This is a genomic window from uncultured Paracoccus sp., assembly GCF_947496875.1.
Lineage (GTDB): Bacteria > Pseudomonadota > Alphaproteobacteria > Rhodobacterales > Rhodobacteraceae > Paracoccus.
On the sequence record NZ_CANMEH010000006.1, the window covers coordinates 19,691 to 38,029 of the forward strand.

17 protein-coding genes, 1 tRNA gene and 3 pseudogenes are annotated in these 18,339 nt (G+C 64.5%); 14 read left to right on the forward strand and 7 right to left on the reverse strand.

What is annotated here, in order from left to right; genetic code table 11:
* Positions 1-33 precede the first annotated feature (33 nt).
* From Q0938_RS09130 to Q0938_RS09140, 4 genes are all read left to right on the forward strand, one after another.
* Positions 34-786, forward strand: coding sequence for a glucose 1-dehydrogenase (locus tag Q0938_RS09130; RefSeq protein ID WP_299361223.1), 753 nt, complete (start codon positions 34-36; stop codon positions 784-786).
* Positions 787-792: 6 nt separating this feature from the next.
* A complete protein-coding gene (locus tag Q0938_RS19390; RefSeq protein ID WP_366942744.1) occupies positions 793-1,095 on the forward strand; it encodes a PLP-dependent transferase in 303 nt (100 codons plus the stop codon).
* Positions 1,005-1,238, forward strand: a complete 234-nt coding sequence (locus Q0938_RS09135) for a PLP-dependent transferase (protein ID WP_299361225.1) — start codon at positions 1,005-1,007, stop codon at positions 1,236-1,238. Before Q0938_RS19390 ends, Q0938_RS09135 begins: the two co-directional genes overlap by 91 nt.
* A gap of 212 nt (positions 1,239-1,450) precedes the next feature.
* Positions 1,451-1,870: a hypothetical protein gene (locus Q0938_RS09140; RefSeq protein ID WP_299361226.1), complete on the forward strand. Its 420-nt coding sequence runs from the start codon at positions 1,451-1,453 to the stop codon at positions 1,868-1,870.
* Positions 1,871-1,951: 81 nt separating this feature from the next.
* Here the strand turns inward: Q0938_RS09140 and Q0938_RS09145 are convergent, their stop codons facing one another.
* From Q0938_RS09145 to Q0938_RS09170, 6 genes and pseudogenes are all read right to left on the reverse strand, one after another.
* Entirely contained in the window at positions 1,952-2,815 is an 864-nt protein-coding gene (locus Q0938_RS09145; protein ID WP_299361228.1) for a DMT family transporter, read from the reverse strand.
* Positions 2,816-3,225: 410 nt separating this feature from the next.
* The gene (locus Q0938_RS09150; protein ID WP_299361231.1) at positions 3,226-4,113 is read right to left on the reverse strand and encodes a hypothetical protein; all 888 of its coding nucleotides are present in this window, start codon (positions 4,111-4,113) and stop codon (positions 3,226-3,228) included.
* Positions 4,114-4,244: 131 nt separating this feature from the next.
* Complete coding sequence (locus Q0938_RS09155; protein WP_299361233.1) at positions 4,245-4,886, reverse strand: LUD domain-containing protein; 642 nt, start codon at positions 4,884-4,886, stop codon at positions 4,245-4,247.
* A complete protein-coding gene (locus Q0938_RS09160; protein WP_299361235.1) occupies positions 4,883-6,304 on the reverse strand; it encodes a lactate utilization protein B in 1,422 nt (473 codons plus the stop codon). The genes Q0938_RS09155 and Q0938_RS09160 overlap by 4 nt, the downstream gene beginning before the upstream one ends.
* A 166-nt stretch (positions 6,305-6,470) precedes the next feature.
* Positions 6,471-6,638, reverse strand: a pseudogene (locus Q0938_RS09165) ((Fe-S)-binding protein); the annotation flags it as partial.
* A gap of 223 nt (positions 6,639-6,861) precedes the next feature.
* Positions 6,862-7,873 (reverse strand): annotated as a pseudogene (locus Q0938_RS09170) (TRAP transporter large permease).
* Between the two features lie 27 nt (positions 7,874-7,900).
* Between Q0938_RS09170 and Q0938_RS09175 the strand changes: the two are divergent.
* Entirely contained in the window at positions 7,901-8,287 is a 387-nt protein-coding gene (locus Q0938_RS09175) for a hypothetical protein (protein WP_299361237.1), read from the forward strand.
* A gap of 97 nt (positions 8,288-8,384) precedes the next feature.
* On the opposite strand, the gene Q0938_RS09180 is transcribed toward Q0938_RS09175, so the two are convergent.
* Positions 8,385-8,594, reverse strand: a complete 210-nt coding sequence (locus tag Q0938_RS09180; RefSeq protein ID WP_299361239.1) for a hypothetical protein — start codon at positions 8,592-8,594, stop codon at positions 8,385-8,387.
* A 117-nt stretch (positions 8,595-8,711) separates the two neighbouring features.
* Here Q0938_RS09180 and hsdR point away from each other — a divergent pair.
* The 9 genes and pseudogenes from hsdR to rpoB all read left to right on the forward strand — a co-directional run.
* Positions 8,712-10,027, forward strand: a pseudogene (gene hsdR, locus Q0938_RS19395) (EcoAI/FtnUII family type I restriction enzme subunit R); the annotation flags it as partial.
* A 280-nt stretch (positions 10,028-10,307) separates the two neighbouring features.
* A tRNA-Trp gene (locus tag Q0938_RS09195) sits at positions 10,308-10,383 on the forward strand.
* A 102-nt stretch (positions 10,384-10,485) separates the two neighbouring features.
* Positions 10,486-10,680 (forward strand): preprotein translocase subunit SecE, encoded by a 195-nt coding sequence (gene secE / locus Q0938_RS09200; protein ID WP_299361245.1) that lies wholly within the window; start codon positions 10,486-10,488, stop codon positions 10,678-10,680.
* 211 nt (positions 10,681-10,891) lie between these two features.
* The gene (gene nusG, locus Q0938_RS09205; protein WP_299361248.1) at positions 10,892-11,431 is read left to right on the forward strand and encodes a transcription termination/antitermination protein NusG; all 540 of its coding nucleotides are present in this window, start codon (positions 10,892-10,894) and stop codon (positions 11,429-11,431) included.
* Positions 11,432-11,504: 73 nt separating this feature from the next.
* Positions 11,505-11,957, forward strand: coding sequence for a 50S ribosomal protein L11 (gene rplK / locus Q0938_RS09210; protein ID WP_299361251.1), 453 nt, complete (start codon positions 11,505-11,507; stop codon positions 11,955-11,957).
* Positions 11,958-11,961: 4 nt separating this feature from the next.
* Positions 11,962-12,660 carry a 50S ribosomal protein L1 gene (rplA, locus tag Q0938_RS09215; RefSeq protein ID WP_299361253.1) on the forward strand — a complete coding sequence of 233 codons (699 nt, stop codon included), beginning with the start codon at positions 11,962-11,964 and terminating at the stop codon, positions 12,658-12,660.
* Between the two features lie 294 nt (positions 12,661-12,954).
* Complete coding sequence (rplJ, locus tag Q0938_RS09220; protein ID WP_299361256.1) at positions 12,955-13,470, forward strand: 50S ribosomal protein L10; 516 nt, start codon at positions 12,955-12,957, stop codon at positions 13,468-13,470.
* Between the two features lie 65 nt (positions 13,471-13,535).
* The gene (gene rplL / locus Q0938_RS09225) at positions 13,536-13,913 is read left to right on the forward strand and encodes a 50S ribosomal protein L7/L12 (RefSeq protein WP_299361258.1); all 378 of its coding nucleotides are present in this window, start codon (positions 13,536-13,538) and stop codon (positions 13,911-13,913) included.
* 247 nt (positions 13,914-14,160) lie between these two features.
* Entirely contained in the window at positions 14,161-18,315 is a 4,155-nt protein-coding gene (gene rpoB, locus Q0938_RS09230) for a DNA-directed RNA polymerase subunit beta (RefSeq protein WP_299361261.1), read from the forward strand.
* The last annotated feature ends 24 nt before the right edge of the window (positions 18,316-18,339 follow it).

The following is an 18,339-nucleotide window of genomic DNA, read 5'->3' on the forward strand; positions in this document are numbered from 1 at the left end:
GCCGAATAATCAAATCACCGGAGGACGGGAGCCATGGGACTGCTCAAGGGTAAATTCGCGGTTATCACCGGCGCGGCATCCCCGCGCGGCCTCGGCAAGGCGACCGCCCGGCTATTCGCCGAACATGGTGCTAAGGTTGCGATCCTCGATCTTGACAAGCAGCAGGCAGAGGGTGCCGCGGCCGACCTGGGGGAGGGTCATGTCGGGCTCGTTTGCAACGTGGTGAACAAAGTCGCGTGCAGTGCGGCGATCGAGGAACTGATAAAACTCTGGGGGCGTGTCGATGTACTCGTCAACAATGCCGGTATCACCCAGCCGCTCAAGATGATGGAGATCGGGCCGGAAAACTATGACGCGGTTCTGGACGTGAATCTGCGCGGCACCCTCTACATGAGCCAGGCCGTGATTCCGGGTATGCGCGAGCGGAAGTCGGGGAGTATCGTCAATCTAAGCTCGGTTTCTGCGCAGCGCGGCGGCGGCATCTTTGGAGGCCCGCACTATTCCGCGGCAAAGGCAGGGATTCTCGGCCTCACAAAGGCCATGGCGCGCGAGCTCGCACCTGAAAATGTCCGCGTTAACGCGATCTGTCCGGGCTTCATTGCGACGGACATCACTGGCGGAAAGCTGACGCCAGAGATGAACAGTGCGATACTCGAGGGCATTCCGATGGGTCGAGCTGGAGAGGCGAAGGATGTGGCTGGCTGCGCACTTTTTCTCGCATCAGAGCTCTCCGCTTACTGCACGGGCACCGAGGTCGACGTGAACGGTGGCTCCCTCATCCACTAACTGGGTTTGCCGCTTTGGGCCGACTTCGTCGTTCACTCGACAACCAAGTACATCAACGGCCACGCCGACGTGGTCGGCGGCGCAGTGATGGCCGCCGCGCCGGCCGATGTCGAGGAGCTCTCGGCCTGGGCCAACATCGTGGGCATTGGCGGCGCGCCGTTCGATGCAGGAGGGGTTCGGCGCGATGCTGAGCTTCAACATCGCCGGGGACGGAGGCGGTGCGGCGCTTTGTGGAGGCGGTGGAGGTCTTCACCCTCGCCGAGTCGCTGGGCGGCATCGAGAGCCTGGTCGCCCACCCGGCCACGATGACCCATGCGGGCATGGGCCCCGAGACGCGGCGCGCCGCCGGCATCAGCGACAGCCTGCTGCGTCTCTCCATTGGTCTGGAGGCCGAGACCGACCTCCTCGCAGACCTCCACCGCGCCCTTGTCGCAGCCGAAGGGCTGGCGTGAACCGGTGGCGGCACTCTCAATGGAGCAACGCGACAAGCGGCGATGCCGCGGGCAACGCGGACGAACCACCCGGCGCTTGTCCTGCTGTGCGCGGGGACGGCCGGACCCGGCCTCTGCGATGCCGACGCAGAGGATGCTGTCGCAGCGCTACGGATTGGTGGTGCTCCGCGTTCAGCTTGGACGCAGGGCACTGGTGCGGCGGGAACTGGCGCATGTCCCTGCCGGGATCACGACATCGACGACGTGCGCGCCTGTGTCGGGCTGGATCGATCACCGGCTCTGCTGACAACCCGCCGCTTGTCGAGCAGGTCCGGGCCCTGCTGTCGAACCGGGGCGCGGATGCCCCCTGCTTTACCTACCAGGGGCTGGCGACAACGCTGGGCCTGACGCCCCCCGGCACCATCCAGCGGAGTGCCGCCGCGCTGGAGCAGACCATGCGCGAGAATGTTGTCGCAGGCCCCCCCATGATCGCGGCGCTGGTCGTCAGCCGTGCGGATGGCCTGCCCCGGCGCGGTTTCTTTGATCTTGCGGTCGCTCTAGGCCGCTTTCCGGCCGACCCGAGCCGCCATCGCGCGGCGTGGCAGGCGGAATGTGCCACGGTGCTCGGGCAGGTCGAGGAAAGGTGGGCGTGATCCTGGTCGTGGAAGCGGGGCCGCCCGAGGCGTCTTCTCCATGCTCGACCAGTTGGAGACCCGCCCCCGCAAGGCGCAGCATCACGGCGTCTGTGATCTTGGCACCAGCGCCAGTCCCCCCAGACCAGACGCGAAGATCACGGCGAGGCCGACGAGCGCCAGCGGTTCGGGCCAGTCTCCGAACACGAGAAAGCCGATCAGGGTGGCGGCGATCAGTTGGAAATAGATCAGCGGCGCGGACACCGTGGCCGGCGTGGTCCGGTTCACGACCACCAGGAGATAGTTACCGAAGGCCGAGGCAAGCGAGTTGACGATCAGCAACGTCCAGATCCGAAGGTCAGCGCTTGCCGGAATGCCGGCAAGGCCTGCCGGCAGCAGCAGTATGGCCCCGATGACCAGTTGCGAGGCCAACAGGAAGGACGGCGGATGAAAGGGTGCCAGCCAGCGCGTTGCGGTGAGGTAGGAGCCGTAGAACCCGCCGGCCATCAGCGCGAAGAGCATGCCGGTTCCCATCTCGCCGCCCGGCCGGACCACCAGCAGCACGCCGCCAAATCCCAGCGCCAGCATCGCCGTGCGCGCCCAGGAGACCCGTTCGCGCAGCAGCAGGGCCGACAGCGCATAGGCCACGACCGGGCCGATGAAGAACGCGCCGAAGACGTTTGCGATGGGCTCGGTCCTGAGCGCGGTCATGATCGAGCCGATGCCGCCGACGATCAGTGCCGCCCGCAGGATCAGCCGCCAGTCAAGCAGGTCGCGCAGGTTGGAGCGCCGCAAGCCCAGCGACCAGGCGAGCAGCAGCGCGGCCAGGGCGAAACGCGACCATGCCACGAACAGCGGCCGCACCCCTGCCTCCGTCAGCAGCTTGCCGGCCGTATCGCCGCAGACGATCGCCGTTGTGGCGAGGGCAACAAGGCCGAGAACCGCCAAGGGCGCAGGGGTGTGCATCCGCAATTTCCTTTAGCTGGATGAGCGTGCCCACTTGTCAGGGCGCGAGCCCGTTCAGAGCCCCTGCGCCCCACTGCATCTGCAAGCCACCACCCAGCTGAAGGGCCAGAGCAGAAGATGTCCGGAGCAGAGGCGGCGACCCCACGGAGATTCGAGCCATCGGTCCGTCAGGTATCCGGGGCGAGGCAAACAATGAAGCCCGCACAAGCTCCGACTCGACCACGACGGGGCATGTCGAACTGCCATCGGGGCGTCGCCGCGGAGGGCGAGATGGCGAAGGTGACGGAGGAAGGTGGGCTAGATAGCAAAGGCTTACGCCATCTAGCGGCGCCGACCGTGTCAGCGCGCAAGTGAGTGCGTGACCTTGCATCAGGTTACCGGCTGATCCCGTAAGGCTGAGGCGGCCTTCGTCAGGAACGGGGTGTATCGCCGATGCCGGGGTTGAAGCGTGCCAATGGATCGAGGCTTTCGTAGAATGCGGCAAGCTGGGGCTTGGCATGGTAGAGATGCCCCACGTTATGCTCCGCGGGATACTCGGCGCCGTCGGCATCGAGCATCGCCAGCATGGCTTTCTTGAATGCGATCGGGTCGGCCCCCTTCTTGAGTACGTAATCCAGATGGAAGACGTGGCACAGGAAGTGGCCATAGGCGAGTGTCGCGGCGACCTGGTGCGCGAGCGCCGGGGGAACCGGCTTAATCCAGTCGCGGTCGTTGCGTCGCAGCGCCACGTCAAGTGCCACGAGGCCGCCGGTGCGCCGGCGGTTCATCGCTTCGTAGCGGACAGCCGCACCCGCCACCGCAAAGCGGTGCAAAAGCGCCTTCGTGCCCTCGGTCTGCGTGCAACGGAACCAGCCGTCGGCGCCGACCGTCTCGGTCAGGATCCGCTCGGCCTGGTCGCTCGGGGCTTCCACCTTGATTATCAGGTGGTGCTCGAAGCGGTCCCGGAAGTGCCGCATCCGGCGCGGCAGGCGTCCCGGCGCCAGTTGTCCCGCAAACTGAAGGAAGCGGTCGCTGAGGTCGGAGGTCAGCGGGACTTTCCTGAGCCGCGCATCCGCCCAGCCCTTCAGTGCGAACATCGCCGGCATTCGAGCGGTGCCGAACCATTCGATAAACAGGCGGGTGTCGCGTCCGAAACGAGCCGCCATGTCCCAGGCTTCGCGATGAATGTACTCACCGACGATCGGCAGGGGCTCGAGTTCCGTCAGCAGCCGGCGGCGCAGGGGGGCCAGAGCGTCGGCGCTGTTGGTTCCGACATAGAGGACATCGGTCGCGGCCGGCTTTGGGAACGTGTCGAGCATGGGGTTCAACGGAGACGGGGTGTGCCTCGACACTGGTCTGGGATGGCTGCTTCACGGTCATGAGCTCCAGTCATATCGGCATAAAAGGTGCGCAGCCTGGCCGAGGGACGGCCGGGCGGAAATGGCCGGGACTAGGATCCGACCATGACGACGTGCAGAAATCCCGGACCATGCGCACCCCGGACATAGCTGCCCTCGATGTCCGTCGTGCCACTCGGCCCGGTAATGAGGATGGCGTTGCGAGGCTGCGCCTCGCCCTGCATGATCGCGGCGTAGTCATCGAGATGGGCGACCAGGGTGTCTGCGCGCAGCACAACGATGTGGTGCAGCGGCAGGAACGACAAGAGGATGGGCTTGTCAGCCCCCGAGCGGATGACAAGCGAGCCGCTTTCGGCGATGCCCCGCACGGCGATCCCCAGCGCAGCAACCTCGTCCGGAGCGATGCTGGCGTGCGTCTCGATTCCCGACCAGTCCAGCCCGGTCAGGTCCCTGGATTGCTGCAGAGCCAACGAGGGGGGCAGGGCGTGGGCAGCGAGGTACCGGCGAACGGACCCCGACATCTGATCCATGCTGGCCACCCGCTCAACCGTGGTTCCCAGCACCGCGGCCTTGAGCTCGAAGGCCTCAGGCAGGGTGGTTGCGACGAGCGCCGGCCGAATGAACTCCGGGTCGTCAAGCAGCATCGCGGCTTGCGCGGCGATGGCTGCGGGGGGCCGCCGCGTGCCTCCCAAACCCCGGCGGACAGCGGTCAGGATGCGGTTGCGCGCGGTCATGGTCGCCCCCTCTTCCGGCCCTGCTTGGCGCGGTACTGGTCCATGAATGTCCGTCCCGGCGGACGCGGCAGGTCGCGGTGTCTCGTCCACCCTCCGGCCAGCGGAACACTGGAAATCCAGCCACCCTTCCCGAACAGCCGCAGCGCGCGCACGCCGATACGGCTGCCGAGACGGTAGAGCGCCGGCCGCCGCGCCAACTGCGCCCAGAGCCCGACGGCGACTCGCGGCAGGCCGTTCTCCAGACCCGACCGCCAGCCGCGCCGCCGCCAGGCGCGCAGCAACGTCGGCAGCGGGATCTCGACCGGGCAGACCTCGGCGCGGCGGCCGTTCATCGTGCAGGCATGCGGCAGGTCGCGCGACGCGGCCAGCCCGTCCAGCACCGGCGTCAGCACCGAACCCATCGGGCCGGGATAGAACCCGCCATAGGCGTGCCCGCCGATCTGGCGATAGACCACACAGTGATTCATGCAGGCGCCGCAGCGGATGCAGCGCAGCATGTCGCGGAACTCGTCGGCCAGCATCCTTGTGCGTCCGTTGTCGACCAGCACGATGTGCATCTCGTGCGGCCCGTCGGCGTCGCCGTCGCGCCGTGGACCGCAATGGAAGGTGGTGTACTGGGTCAGCTCGCCCCCGGTGGCCGACCGCACCAGCAGTCGCAGCAGCGCGAAGGCATGCGCAGTCGAGGGCACCAGCTTTTCGATCCCTGCCGTGACGATGTGGATGCGCGGCGGGGTAGTGGTCAGCTCGGCATTGCCTTCGTTGGTCACGGTGCAGGTGGCGCCGGTATTGGCAACAAGGAAGTTCGCGCCGGAGATGCCGATGTCGGCGGACATGAACTTGACCCGCAGCTCGCGCCGGGCGCTTTGCACCATCGTCGCGGGATCGTCCGCGGCGGGCGGCGGATGGTGACCGACCTTGAAGAGTTCGGCCACCTGTTCGCGGGTGCGGTGCATGGCCGGCCAGACGATGTGCGAGGGCCGCTCGCACGCCAACTGAATGATGTGCTCGGCGAGGTCGGTCTCGACCCGCTCGATCCCGGCATCGGCGAGAGCATGCGGCAGCCCGATCTCCTCGCCGAGCATCGACTTGGCGCGGGTGACGAGCTTGGCGTTCGCATCCAGGCAGATGTGGGTCACAATGGCGCGGGCCTCGGCGTCATCCGAGGCCCAGTGGACCTTGGCGCCGGAAGCCGTGGCATTGCGCTCGAACTGCTCGAGATAGTGGTCGAGGTTGGCGATGACGTGGTCCTTGATCGCCCGGCCGCGCGCGCGTGCCGCCTCGAACTGAGGGAAGGCGGCAACCGCGCCCGCGCGCTTGCGCTCGGCGGTGTCGGTGGTGCGGTCGATCGCCAGCTTCAGCGTGCGGTCCGCCAGCGCGGCGTCGGTACGGGCCTTGAAGGACGGCTGTGGCGCAGTCATGGTCAGGCCTCCTCACCGATTGCAGGGCCGTCGGCGCGGCCCGCCAGAACCTCTCGATGGTGTGGAAGCAGCGGGTCTTCGCGCCGCGCCGGTGCAGCTTGCCAGCCATGTTCATCAGGCAGCCGAGGTCGGTGGCCAGCAGCAGGTCGGCCCCGGTGCGCTCGATCGCCTCTGCCTTCTCGGTGACGATGGCGTTCGAGATGGCTGAATACTTGACGCAGAAGGTACCCCCGAAGCCGCAGCAGACGTCGTTACCCTCAAGACCTCGCATCTCCAGGCCCGCGACATGGGACAGAAGCTGGCGGGGCTGCGCGGCGATGCCGAGTTCGCGCAACCCCGCGCAACATGGGCCAATCTGCGGTCGACGTCGGATGCCATGGCTAGGGCGGCGCCGTGATCGACATGCACATAGGCCAGATACCTGCCGTTAAACGCCTCGATGCGGTCCATATAGCGCCGGCACACGTCGAGTGCAGTCTATTGCCGGGTGCGGATGCGGTTCGCAAGACCCCTGATGCCGCCCGATGCGGTGAACTCGGTCTGCATAGGCCGCTCCTTTAGATCAGTGCCAAGCTGATGAACGGGATGTACATGATCAGCAAAAGCGCGACCAGCATTGCTATTAGAAAGGGAACGACGGCCCAGCTCAGCTTTTCGATGCTAATGCCGCTTATTCCGCAGCCGACGAATAGGTTGACGCCGACCGGGGGGCAAAAAACCGATGACCACGCTAACGATCACTACGATTCCGAAATGCGTCGGATCGACGCCGACCTGTTTCACGATGGGCAGGAACAGCGGCTTGAAGATCAGGATATTGGCCAGTGCAACCATAAATGTTCCAAAAACTAGAAAGATCAATACGATCACCAGCAGCACCAGAAACTTGCTGTCGGGGATGTGCGAAAACAGCTCCATCACGGTGCCGGGCACGTTGTTGTACAGCAGCACCTGACCGAATGCGGTGGTTGGTGGCGACTAGGAACAGGATCGTGCCATGGTCATCGAGGCGCTCCGCAACGCGTCCCACAGCTTGGCCAAGGTCATCGATTTGAGAAAGAACGTCTCGGCCAACAGTGCATAGGCGACAGCGCTCGCACCAGCCTCGGTCGGGGTCATGATGCCGCCATAAATCCCGCCCAGCACGATCACAGGCACCATCAAAGCATGGCCGGCGCGCCGCAGGGCCGCGAAGGTCTCGGCCCAGCTGGCGCGCTCCGCTGATGCCGCGTAGTCCCGGCGCCTGGCGATGACATAAGCAGTGACCATTAGCGCCACTCCGACCAGGACTTCGGGGACAATGCCGGCAATAAATAGGTCGCCCACGGACACGCCGGCGGTGGTGCCATAGATGATCAGCGGAATGCTGGGCGGTATCAGAACGCCCAGACAGCCGGCCGATGTATTGACCGCATTGGAGAAGGCATTGTCATATCCCCCCCTGCGCATGGTTGGGATCATGATTCCGCCCACGGCGGCAACCGTCGCCGGTTCCGAACCGCTGAGCGCACCGAAAAACAGGCTGGTCAACATCGACACCTGCGCCAATCCGCCCCGGATATGGCCCACCAAACAGCGAGAGAAATCCAGCAAACGATGGAGACCAGCTTTGTAGAACTGCCCGTTCTAGGCTCCGATCGCCTGATTCCAGTATTCGCGGCATCGCGTCTCGCCGATCTGGAGTACGATATCGACCATGGCGAGCTGCCGGTCGTCGCCTATCCTATAAATGTCCTCTTCGGCAGGGTCGTGCGGGATGAGATCTGGCCGCGCCTCGATGGGCTGACCCTCAGACCAAAAGCAGAAACAGCGCTGACCTTGGCTGCGCTGCAGCTTGCTTCGACCGGGGTCGCCGTGGCTTGGGTGCCCGAGACCTTGGCATTTCAACCTGTACGAACGCGAGATGAAGGGGCTGGACGATGGCATAGCCGCCCCGATCCAGGGCGCCCAAGGCACCACCCTTCCTCTCACCCGCAAGAATGACCAGGAGTGACCCTCGCGGTGGTTCCAGGCGCGACATACCTCGGTGACTGAAGCGCGGCCCTTCAACAAGCCTCAGCATCCCGTCCGACAACGAACGCTACAGCTTTCCGGCAATCTCGACGGCCGCGGTCATCCACGTTTCCCAGTCCTCGGGATGCGTCAGAATGACCGGCATCGCCCCTGGCCTCACCTCGGCGTTCGGCTCGGTCGTCAGTACGACGAACAGGTCGTCTGTCCTTTCGCTATACTTCGCCTTGCGCAGAGCGCTCCAGCCGCGACCCTGGATATGATCCTCCGCGTCGCGCAATGTTAATCACTCCGGGCTCCCAGATTGCGCCATGGTCCGTTATCGCTTAACGTCGGACGCTGAACCTTCATCCGATCTGCCGCTCCGACGGTGCATCGTGCAGCCGGGACAAGGCGCGTGGAGAAGCGAGCACTCAGTGAGCGAGACATTTGCACCAAATTTGTCACCACGGCGCTCCGAGCTGCCGGTTGGGACGAGATAACCCAGATCCGCGAGGAGGTCAGCTTTACCAAGGGCCGGATCATCGTTCGCGGCAAACTGGTCAGCCGGGGAAGCGGCAAGCGGGCCGATTACATCCTTTCCGTCAAGACGAACATCCCCCTCGCCCTGATCAAAGCAAAGGCGAACGCCCAAGCCATCGGTGCGGGAATGCAACAGGCTCTCGAATACGCGGAGACACTCGGTATCCCGTTTGTATTTTCGTTGAACGGCGACGGATTCGTCTTCCATGACCGGACCGGCATGAGTGCGACGCCAGAGGTCACGCTCGGCCTGAACTAGTTTCCATCCCCTTCCGAACTCTGGGCGCGTTACCGTCAATTTCGAAGACGGCATCGGCAAGGCGCCGCGCTACTATCAGCTCAATGCCGTGAACGCGGCCATCGAGGCGATCGCCAAAGGACAAGACCGGGTGCTACTCGTTATGGCGACCGGGACGGGCAAGACCTATACGGGGTTCCAGATCATTTCGCGTCTTTGGAAAGCCGGGCAGGAGAAGCTGAAACTTTTCCTAGCCGACCGAAACGTGCTCATCGAGAATACTATGGTGAATGACTTTCGACCCTTCGCGGGCAACATGGCCAAACTGTCGACCCAGTCAAAAACCATCGAACGTCCCGATGGCACATCAGTCGACCTCACGCTCGCCTTGGATAGGCGACGCCGGATTGACACATCGTATGAAATCTACCTCGGACTCTATCAGGCCATCACCGGCCCGCACGGAAGTCAGAAGCTCTACAAGGAGTTCTCCCGGGATTTTTTCGATCTGATTGTGATTGACGAATGCCACCGGGGCAGCGCTGCGGAGGACAGCGCCTAGCGAGAGATTCTCGACCACTTTACATCAGCGACACAGATAGGGTTAACTGCCACGCCGAAGGAAACGGAGTACGCCTCCAACATCGATTACTTCAGGGGATCAGTTTATAGCTACTCGCTTAAGCAAGGTATTCGTGATGGGTTCCTCGCCCCTACAAGGAAGTCAAGGTCCACATCGACCGCGACGTAGAGGGATATCGCCCGACGCCGGGTCAGCTCGACCGCGATGGCGAAGAGGTGGAGGATCGGAACTACAATACAAAAGACTTCGACCGGACTCTGGTGCTCGATAATCGCACCAAGTTGGTTGCGCGTGAGGTGACTTCCTGAAGCAGAGCGGCGACCGGATGGCAAAGACAATCGTCTTTTGCGTTGATCAGGAACATGCCGCCTGGATGGGCCTGGAAGCCTATGACCAGCGCGCAATGTGCCATCGAGGGGTGATGGAGCTGGCTGCGATGACGACGAGATCGCCAGCTATGCGGACACTCCTCGAAGGCGATGATCATCAAGTACGCGGGCGAGGCCGGGCAGATCATGAGGGCCAAGCGGGTAGCGAAGAAACGGAAATGAACAGAACGGGTGCAGAACAAGAAACTGATAACCGGGGTGATAACTCCCGCCGAGTGTTCTTGACGCGACTCGCGTCAAACCCTATCAGGGCTGGGCTGCAGGGGTATAGCTCAGTTGGTAGAGCATCGGTCTCCAAAACCGAGGGTCGTGGGTTCGAGTCCCCCTGCCCCTGCCAGTTCCGCCGGCCGCGCGTTGCCTGCCGGGCTGAGGGATAAGGGCGCCTTGCATCGCTGGCGCCCCGCGTCTATCTGACCTGCTGCACGGCCAAGGGAACGTCATGACCAACCCCGCACAATTCATCAGTCAGGTTCGCGCCGAGGCGGCCAAGATCGTCTGGCCAGGCCGACGCGAGGTGACCACGACCACGATCATGGTCTTCGTGATGGCGGCGCTGTTCAGCCTGTTCTTCTTCCTGGTCGACCTGCTGATCCGGACCGGTGTGACCGAGGTTCTGCGGGCAGTGGCTGGCTGACCGAGCGTTTGCCGGGGTGGTCCTGGGCCGGGTCGCGCCCTGGGTGAATGGCTTGCCAAGCCGGGCAGGGGTCGATATGTCGCCCCGACCTTGCTCCTGACGGGCGTGCAGCGAATCGGCATGCGCGCCCTTTCGATTTGGGGCAGGGGCATTCTGGAATTCCGACGGGCCGCGCGCCCGAACGCAGGCACGAACGGGGAATGGTCTGACTATGGCAAAACGGTGGTACTCGGTCAGCGTCCTGTCCAACTTCGAGAAGAAGGTTGCTGAGGCGATTCGCCAGTCGGTCGCCGAAAAGGGTCTCGAGGACGAGATCGACGAGGTCCTGGTTCCGACCGAAGAGGTCATCGAGGTCCGCCGCGGCAAGAAGGTCACCTCCGAACGCCGCTTCATGCCCGGCTATGTGCTGGTGCACATGGACCTTTCGGACCGCACCTACCATCTGGTCAACTCGATCAACCGGGTGACCGGTTTCCTGGGCGCGCAGGGCCGGCCGATGCCGATGCGCGACGACGAGGTCAACCTGATGCTGAACCGGTCCGGCATCGGCGGCGCGGCGCCCGAACCGCGGAACCTGATCCGCTTCGAGGTGGGTGAGAATGTCAACGTGACCGACGGTCCTTTCGAGGGGTTCTCGGGCATGGTCGAGGAGGTCGACGACGCGGCGGGGCGCGTGAAGGTCACGGTGTCGATCTTCGGCCGGCCCACGCCGGTCGAACTGGAATTCACGCAGGTCACCAAGGCCTCGTGAACATCGAGCGGGAGGCACGAGCCGTACCGCTATATCGGCCCGCATCCGGGCGTGATGAAAAGGAGAAGGCCACATGGCCAAGAAAGTCGTCGGCAGCCTGAAGCTGCAGATCAAGGCGGGGCAGGCGAACCCGTCCCCGCCGGTGGGCCCCGCACTGGGTCAGCGCGGGATCAACATCATGGAATTCTGCAAGGCGTTCAACGCGCGCACGCAGGAAATGGAACAGGGATCCCCGGTTCCGGTCGTGATCACCTATTTCGCAGACAAGTCGTTCACGTTCGACACCAAGACGCCGCCGGCGGCGTTCCTGCTGAAGAAGGCCGCTGGGCTGAAGCCGCAGGGCAAGCGCAACCGCGCGCGGGGATCGGACAAGCCCGGTCGCCAGCCGGCGGGGACCGTGACGGCGGCGCAGGTGCGTCAGATCGCCGAGACGAAGATGAAGGACCTGTCGGCGAACGACGTCGAGGCGGCAATGCAGATCATCCTGGGCTCGGCCCGGTCGATCGGCATCGAGGTGAAGGGCTGAGATCATGGCAAAGCTGGGAAAGAAAAAGGCTGCTGGCCGCGCCGCGTTCGAGGGCAAGTCGCAGATGCCGGTCGAAGACGCCGTGCAGCTGGTCAAGGCCAACGCCACCGCCAATTTCGACGAGACGGTCGAGATCGCGATGAATCTGGGCGTCGACCCGCGCCACGCCGACCAGATGGTGCGTGGCGTCGTCAAGCTGCCCAACGGCACCGGGCGGGACGTCCGCGTGGCGGTGTTCGCCCGCGGCGCCAAGGCTGACGAGGCCAAGGCCGCCGGCGCCGAAGTTGTCGGTGCCGAGGACCTGATGGAATCCATCCAGGGCGGCACGATCGATTTCGATCGCTGCATCGCCACCCCGGACATGATGCCGCTGGTCGGCAGGCTCGGCAAGATCCTGGGGCCGCGCAACCTGATGCCGAACCCCAAGGTCGGAACCGTGACGATGGACGTCAAATCCGCCGTCGAGGCCGCGAAGGGCGGCGAGGTCCAGTTCAAGGCCGAAAAGGCGGGCGTGGTCCATGCCGGCGTCGGCAAGGCGTCGTTCGAGCCCGAGAAGCTGGCGCAGAACATCCGCGCCTTCGTCGAGGCGGTGAACCGTGCCAAGCCTGCGGGCGCCAAGGGCACCTACATGAAGAAGGTGTCGATCAGCTCCACGATGGGCCCGGGCGTGTCGCTGGACCTGGCGTCGGCGACCCAGGCCTGATCCTGCGCAGGACGCCGGATCGGCTTTGCGGTCTTGCGTCCTGCCTTGCGTTCCGGCCCATGCGCACGTATGAGGCCGGTTCCATCCTGAATCCTCGCGATTCGGGATGCCTGTCCGAGACGGAGGGTGCGGGGCCGGCGGCCTCGCTTAATGTCCTTCCCGAGATGGAAGTCGAGCATTTTTCCGAAGGTTCCGCCTTCGGGGCGATCTCGGGTCCATCAAGCGGACCCGACCGGTGGCCGCCGTGCGACCGGATAAGAGAGCCGGGGGGAAACCCCCTACTTGGAGTGAACCGTGGATAGAGCCCAAAAAGAACAGGTGGTCGAGGAACTCGGCCAGATCTTTGCAAGCTCTGGCGTCGTGGTGGTTGCCCACTACGAGGGGATGACGGTTGCCGAGATGCAGGACCTGCGGGCGCGCATGCGCGACGCCGGCGGGTCCGTACGCGTTGCCAAGAACAGGCTTGCCAAGATCGCCCTGGATGGAAAGCCGTGCGCCAGCATTGCCGACTATCTGACGGGGATGACCGTTCTCGCCTATTCCGAGGATCCCGTGGCTGCGGCCAAGGTCTCGGATGGCTATGCCAAGGGTAACGACAAGTTCGTGATCCTGGGCGGCGCCATGGGCGACGCGGCGCTTGACCCGGCTGGTGTCAAGGCCTTGGCGCAGATGCCGTCGCGCGAGGAGCTGATTGCTTCGATCGCGGCCTGCATCGGCGCTCCGGCCGCGAACATCGCGGGCGCGATTGGCGCACCTGCTTCGAACATCGCGGGCATCCTTTCGACGCTGGAAGAGCGTGAAGCTGCCTGAGGCAATCCCGTCCCGTCGTGTGGCTGGTCCCTCGACGTCGGAACATTTACTGAAAGAACGGAAAAATGGCTGATCTGAAACAACTCGCCGAACAAATCGTCGGTCTGACCCTGCTGGAAGCGCAGGAGCTGAAGACCATCCTGAAGGATGAATACGGCATCGAGCCCGCCGCCGGCGGCGCGGTGATGATGGCCGGTCCGGCTGCCGGTGGCGCCGCCGAGGCGGCCGAGGAGAAGACCGAGTTCGACGTGGTCCTGACCGAGGCCGGTGCCAACAAGATCAACGTGATCAAGGAAGTTCGCGCGATCACCGGTCTTGGCCTGAAAGAGGCCAAGGATCTGGTCGAGGCCGGCGGCAAGGTCAAGGAAGGCGCGGCCAAGGCCGACGCCGAGGAAATGAAGAAGAAGCTCGAGGCGGCTGGTGCCAAGGTCGAGCTGAAGTAATCAGCGGGTCTGATTGCGTGACAGGGCAGGGTCCGGGCAGCGCCGGTCCCTGCCGAACCTGTCTTGAAGGGCGCTTGGTGGATCCCGATATGGGCACCCGAGCGTCCTTCAGGGCATGTTCGCGGTTCGGGAGCCGTGCGGTGGGACGCGCGGCACGAATGGGACCGCACCCCTGACATTCGTAGGCGTGCCATCGATCGTGCCCCCGACGGTCGACCACACGCGGTGACGAAAGGCGAGAGACCCCATGGCGCAAGCTTATGTCGGCCAGAAGCGCATCCGGCGCAATTACGGCAATATCCGCGAAGTTCTGGAAATGCCGAACCTCATCGAGGTGCAGAAAAGCTCGTATGACCTGTTCCTCGCCTCGGGCGAGGGCGAGGGGCACAACGACGGCGAGGGGATTCAGGGGGTCTTTCAGTCGGTCTTTCCGGTCAAGGACTTCAACGAGACCGCGACGCTGGAATTCGTCAAATACGACCTGGAGAAGCCGAAATACGACGTCGAGGAATGCCAGCAGCGCGACATGACCTATGCCGCGCCGCTGAAGGTGACGCTGCGCCTGATCGTGTTCGATGTCGACGAGAATACCGGCGCCCGGTCGGTCAAGGACATCAAGGAACAGGATGTCTACATGGGGGACATGCCCCTGATGACCCAGAACGGAACGTTCATCGTGAACGGCACCGAACGCGTGGTCGTCAGCCAGATGCACCGCAGCCCCGGCGTGTTCTTCGACCACGACCGCGGCAAGACGCATTCCTCGGGCAAGCTGCTGTTCGCCTGCCGGATCATCCCCTACCGCGGCTCGTGGCTGGATTTCGAATTCGACGCCAAGGACCTGGTGTTCGCGCGCATCGACCGTCGCCGCAAGCTGCCCGTGACGACACTGCTGTATTCGCTGGGGCTGGACCAGGAAGGCATCATGGATGCTTTCTACGACACGGTCGACTACACGCTGCAGTCGGGCAAGAAGGGCGCGCCGTCCGGCTGGGTCACGCGGTTCTTCCCCGAGCGGGTTCGCGGTACCCGTCCTGCCCATGACCTGATCGACGCCGACACCGGCGAGGTGATCACCAAGGCCGGCGAAAAGGTCACCCCGCGTCTGGTAAAGCAGCTGATCGAGGCCGGCGAGGTCACCAGGCTGCTGCTGCCGTTCGAGCGGATCATCGGCCGGTTCGTGGCGCGGGACATCATCAACGAGGAAACCGGTCTCATCTATGCCGAGGCAGGCGACGAGATCACCGCCGAATACAGCAAGGACGGCACCGAACTGACCGGTGGACTGCTGAAGGTCCTGCTGGACAACGACATCACCGATGTGCCGGTGCTGGATATCGACCACGTCAATGTCGGCCCGTACATCCGCAACACCATGGCCGCGGACAAGAACATGAACCGCGAAGGTGCCCTGATGGACATCTATCGCGTCATGCGCCCGGGCGAGCCGCCGACGGTCGAGGCTGCCTCGGCCCTGTTCGAGTCGCTGTTCTTCGATTCCGAGCGCTACGACCTCTCGGCCGTGGGCCGGGTCAAGATGAACATGCGCCTGAACCTGGACGCGCCCGACACCCAGCGCACGCTGCGCCGCGAGGACATCATCGCCTGCATCCGCGGGCTGGTCGAGCTGCGCGACGGCAAGGGCGAGATCGACGACATCGACCACCTCGGCAACCGCCGGGTGCGCTCGGTCGGCGAGCTGATGGAAAACCAGTACCGCATCGGCCTGCTGCGCATGGAGCGGGCGATCCGCGAACGCATGTCGGGTGTCGAAATCGACAACGTCATGCCGCAGGATCTGATCAACGCCAAGCCCGCGGCCGCGGCGGTGCGTGAATTCTTCGGCTCATCGCAGCTCTCGCAGTTCATGGACCAGACCAATCCGCTGTCCGAGGTGACGCACAAGCGGCGCCTGTCGGCGCTGGGGCCGGGTGGCCTGACGCGCGAACGGGCGGGTTTCGAGGTGCGCGACGTGCACCCGACCCATTACGGCCGGATGTGCCCGATCGAGACGCCCGAAGGTCAGAACATCGGCCTGATCAACAGCCTTGCCACCTATGCACGGGTGAACAAGTACGGCTTCATCGAGACGCCCTATCGCAAGGTGATCGAGGGGCAGGTCACGGACGACGTTGTCTATATCTCGGCCACCGAGGAAATGCGCCACACCGTCGCGCAGGCGAACGCCGAACTGGATGAGAACGGCCGGTTCGTGCAGGAGCTGGTCAGCACGCGGCAGGCCGGCGACTTCACCATGAACCCGGTCGAGGCGGTGGACCTGATCGACGTGTCGCCCAAGCAGCTGGTTTCGGTTGCCGCGGCGCTGATCCCGTTCCTGGAAAACGACGACGCCAACCGCGCCCTGATGGGGGCCAACATGCAGCGCCAGGCCGTGCCGCTGCTGCGGGCCGAGGCGCCGTATGTCGGAACCGGCATGGAGGCAATCGTCGCCCGTGACTCGGGTGCCGCAATCATGGCGCGTCGCGGCGGGATCATCGACCAGGTTGATGCCAGCCGGATCGTCGTACGCGCAACCGAGGATCTGGGCGCCGGCGACGCAGGGGTCGACATCTATCGGCTGCGCAAGTTCAAGCGGTCGAACCAGTCCTCGACCATCAACCAGCGCCCGCTGATCAACGTGGGTGATCGGGTCCAGATGGGCCAGGTCATCGCGGACGGTCCGTCCACCGACCAGGGCGAGCTGGCCATCGGGCGCAACGTGGTTGTCGCGTTCATGCCGTGGAACGGGTACAATTACGAGGACTCGATCCTCGTCAGCGAACGCATCCACCGCGACGACGTGTACACCTCGATCCACATCGACGAATACGAGGTTGCCGCCCGCGACACCAAGCTGGGCCCGGAGGAGATCACCCGCGACATCCCGAACGTGGGCGAGGAGGCGCTGCGCAACCTCGACGAGGCTGGCATCGTCTATATCGGCGCCGAGGTCGGGCCGGGCGACATCTTGGTGGGCAAGATAACCCCCAAGGGTGAAAGCCCGATGACGCCGGAAGAAAAGCTGCTGCGCGCGATCTTCGGCGAAAAGGCCAGCGACGTGCGCGACACCTCGCTGCGTCTGCCGCCGGGGGCCTATGGCACGATCGTCGAGGTCCGGGTGTTCAACCGCCACGGCGTCGACAAGGACGAACGCGCGCTGCAGATCGAGCGCGACGAAGTCGAGCGCCTGGCCCGTGACCGCGACGACGAGATGGCGATCTTGGATCGCAACATCTATGCCCGCCTGCGGACGCTGATCGAGGGCAAGAAGGCGGTCAAGGGTCCCAAGGGCATCAAGTCCGGGTCCGAGATCACCGACGAGCTGCTGGGCAGCCTGAGCCGTGGCCAGTGGTGGCAACTGGCCGTCGCCGAAGAGGACACGGCGAAGGAAGTCGAGGCGCTGAACCAGCAGTACGACAGCCAGAAGAAGGCGCTGGAAGCCCGCTTCGAGGACAAGGTCGAGAAGGTCCGCCAGGGCGACGACCTGCCCCCCGGCGTGATGAAGATGGTCAAGGTCTTCGTCGCGGTGAAACGCAAGCTGCAGGCCGGCGACAAGATGGCCGGGCGCCACGGCAACAAGGGCGTTGTGTCCAAGGTCGTGCCGATGGAGGACATGCCGTTCCTTGCCGACGGTACCCCCGTCGATCTGGTGCTGAACCCGCTGGGCGTGCCGTCGCGCATGAACGTGGGCCAGATCCTGGAAGTGCACATGGGCTGGGCGAGCCGCGGCTTGGGCCAGCAGATCAACGAGGCGCTGGAGGAATACCGGCGCAACGGTGACATGACCCCGGTCCGCGACGCCATGAAGAACGGCTATGGCGACGACATGTTCGACGCGGAATTCGCCGGCCTGGACGATGACCAGCTGATCGGCCATGCCGAGTCGGTCCGCGAAGGCGTCCCGATCGCGACGCCGGTCTTCGACGGCGCGAAGGAGGCGGACATCAACGACGCGCTGCGGCGGGCCGGCTTCGACCAGTCGGGCCAGTCGGTCGTCTTCGACGGCCGCACCGGCGAGGCGTTCTCGCGCCCGGTGACGGTGGGGGTGAAGTACTTCCTCAAGCTGCACCACCTCGTCGACGACAAGATGCACGCGCGTTCCACCGGACCCTACAGCCTGGTCACCCAGCAACCGCTTGGCGGCAAGGCGCAGTTCGGCGGCCAGCGCCTGGGCGAGATGGAGGTGTGGGCCCTGGAGGCCTACGGCGCCGCCTACACGCTGCAGGAGATGCTGACCGTCAAGTCGGACGACGTCGCGGGCCGCACCAAGGTCTACGAGTCCATCGTCAAGGGCGAGGACAATTTCGAGGCCGGGGTGCCGGAATCGTTCAACGTGCTCGTCAAGGAGGTCCGGGGTCTGGGCCTCAACATGGAACTCCTGGATGCGGAGGAGGACGGCTGAGGGCGCGCTGCGCCCTCTGACCCC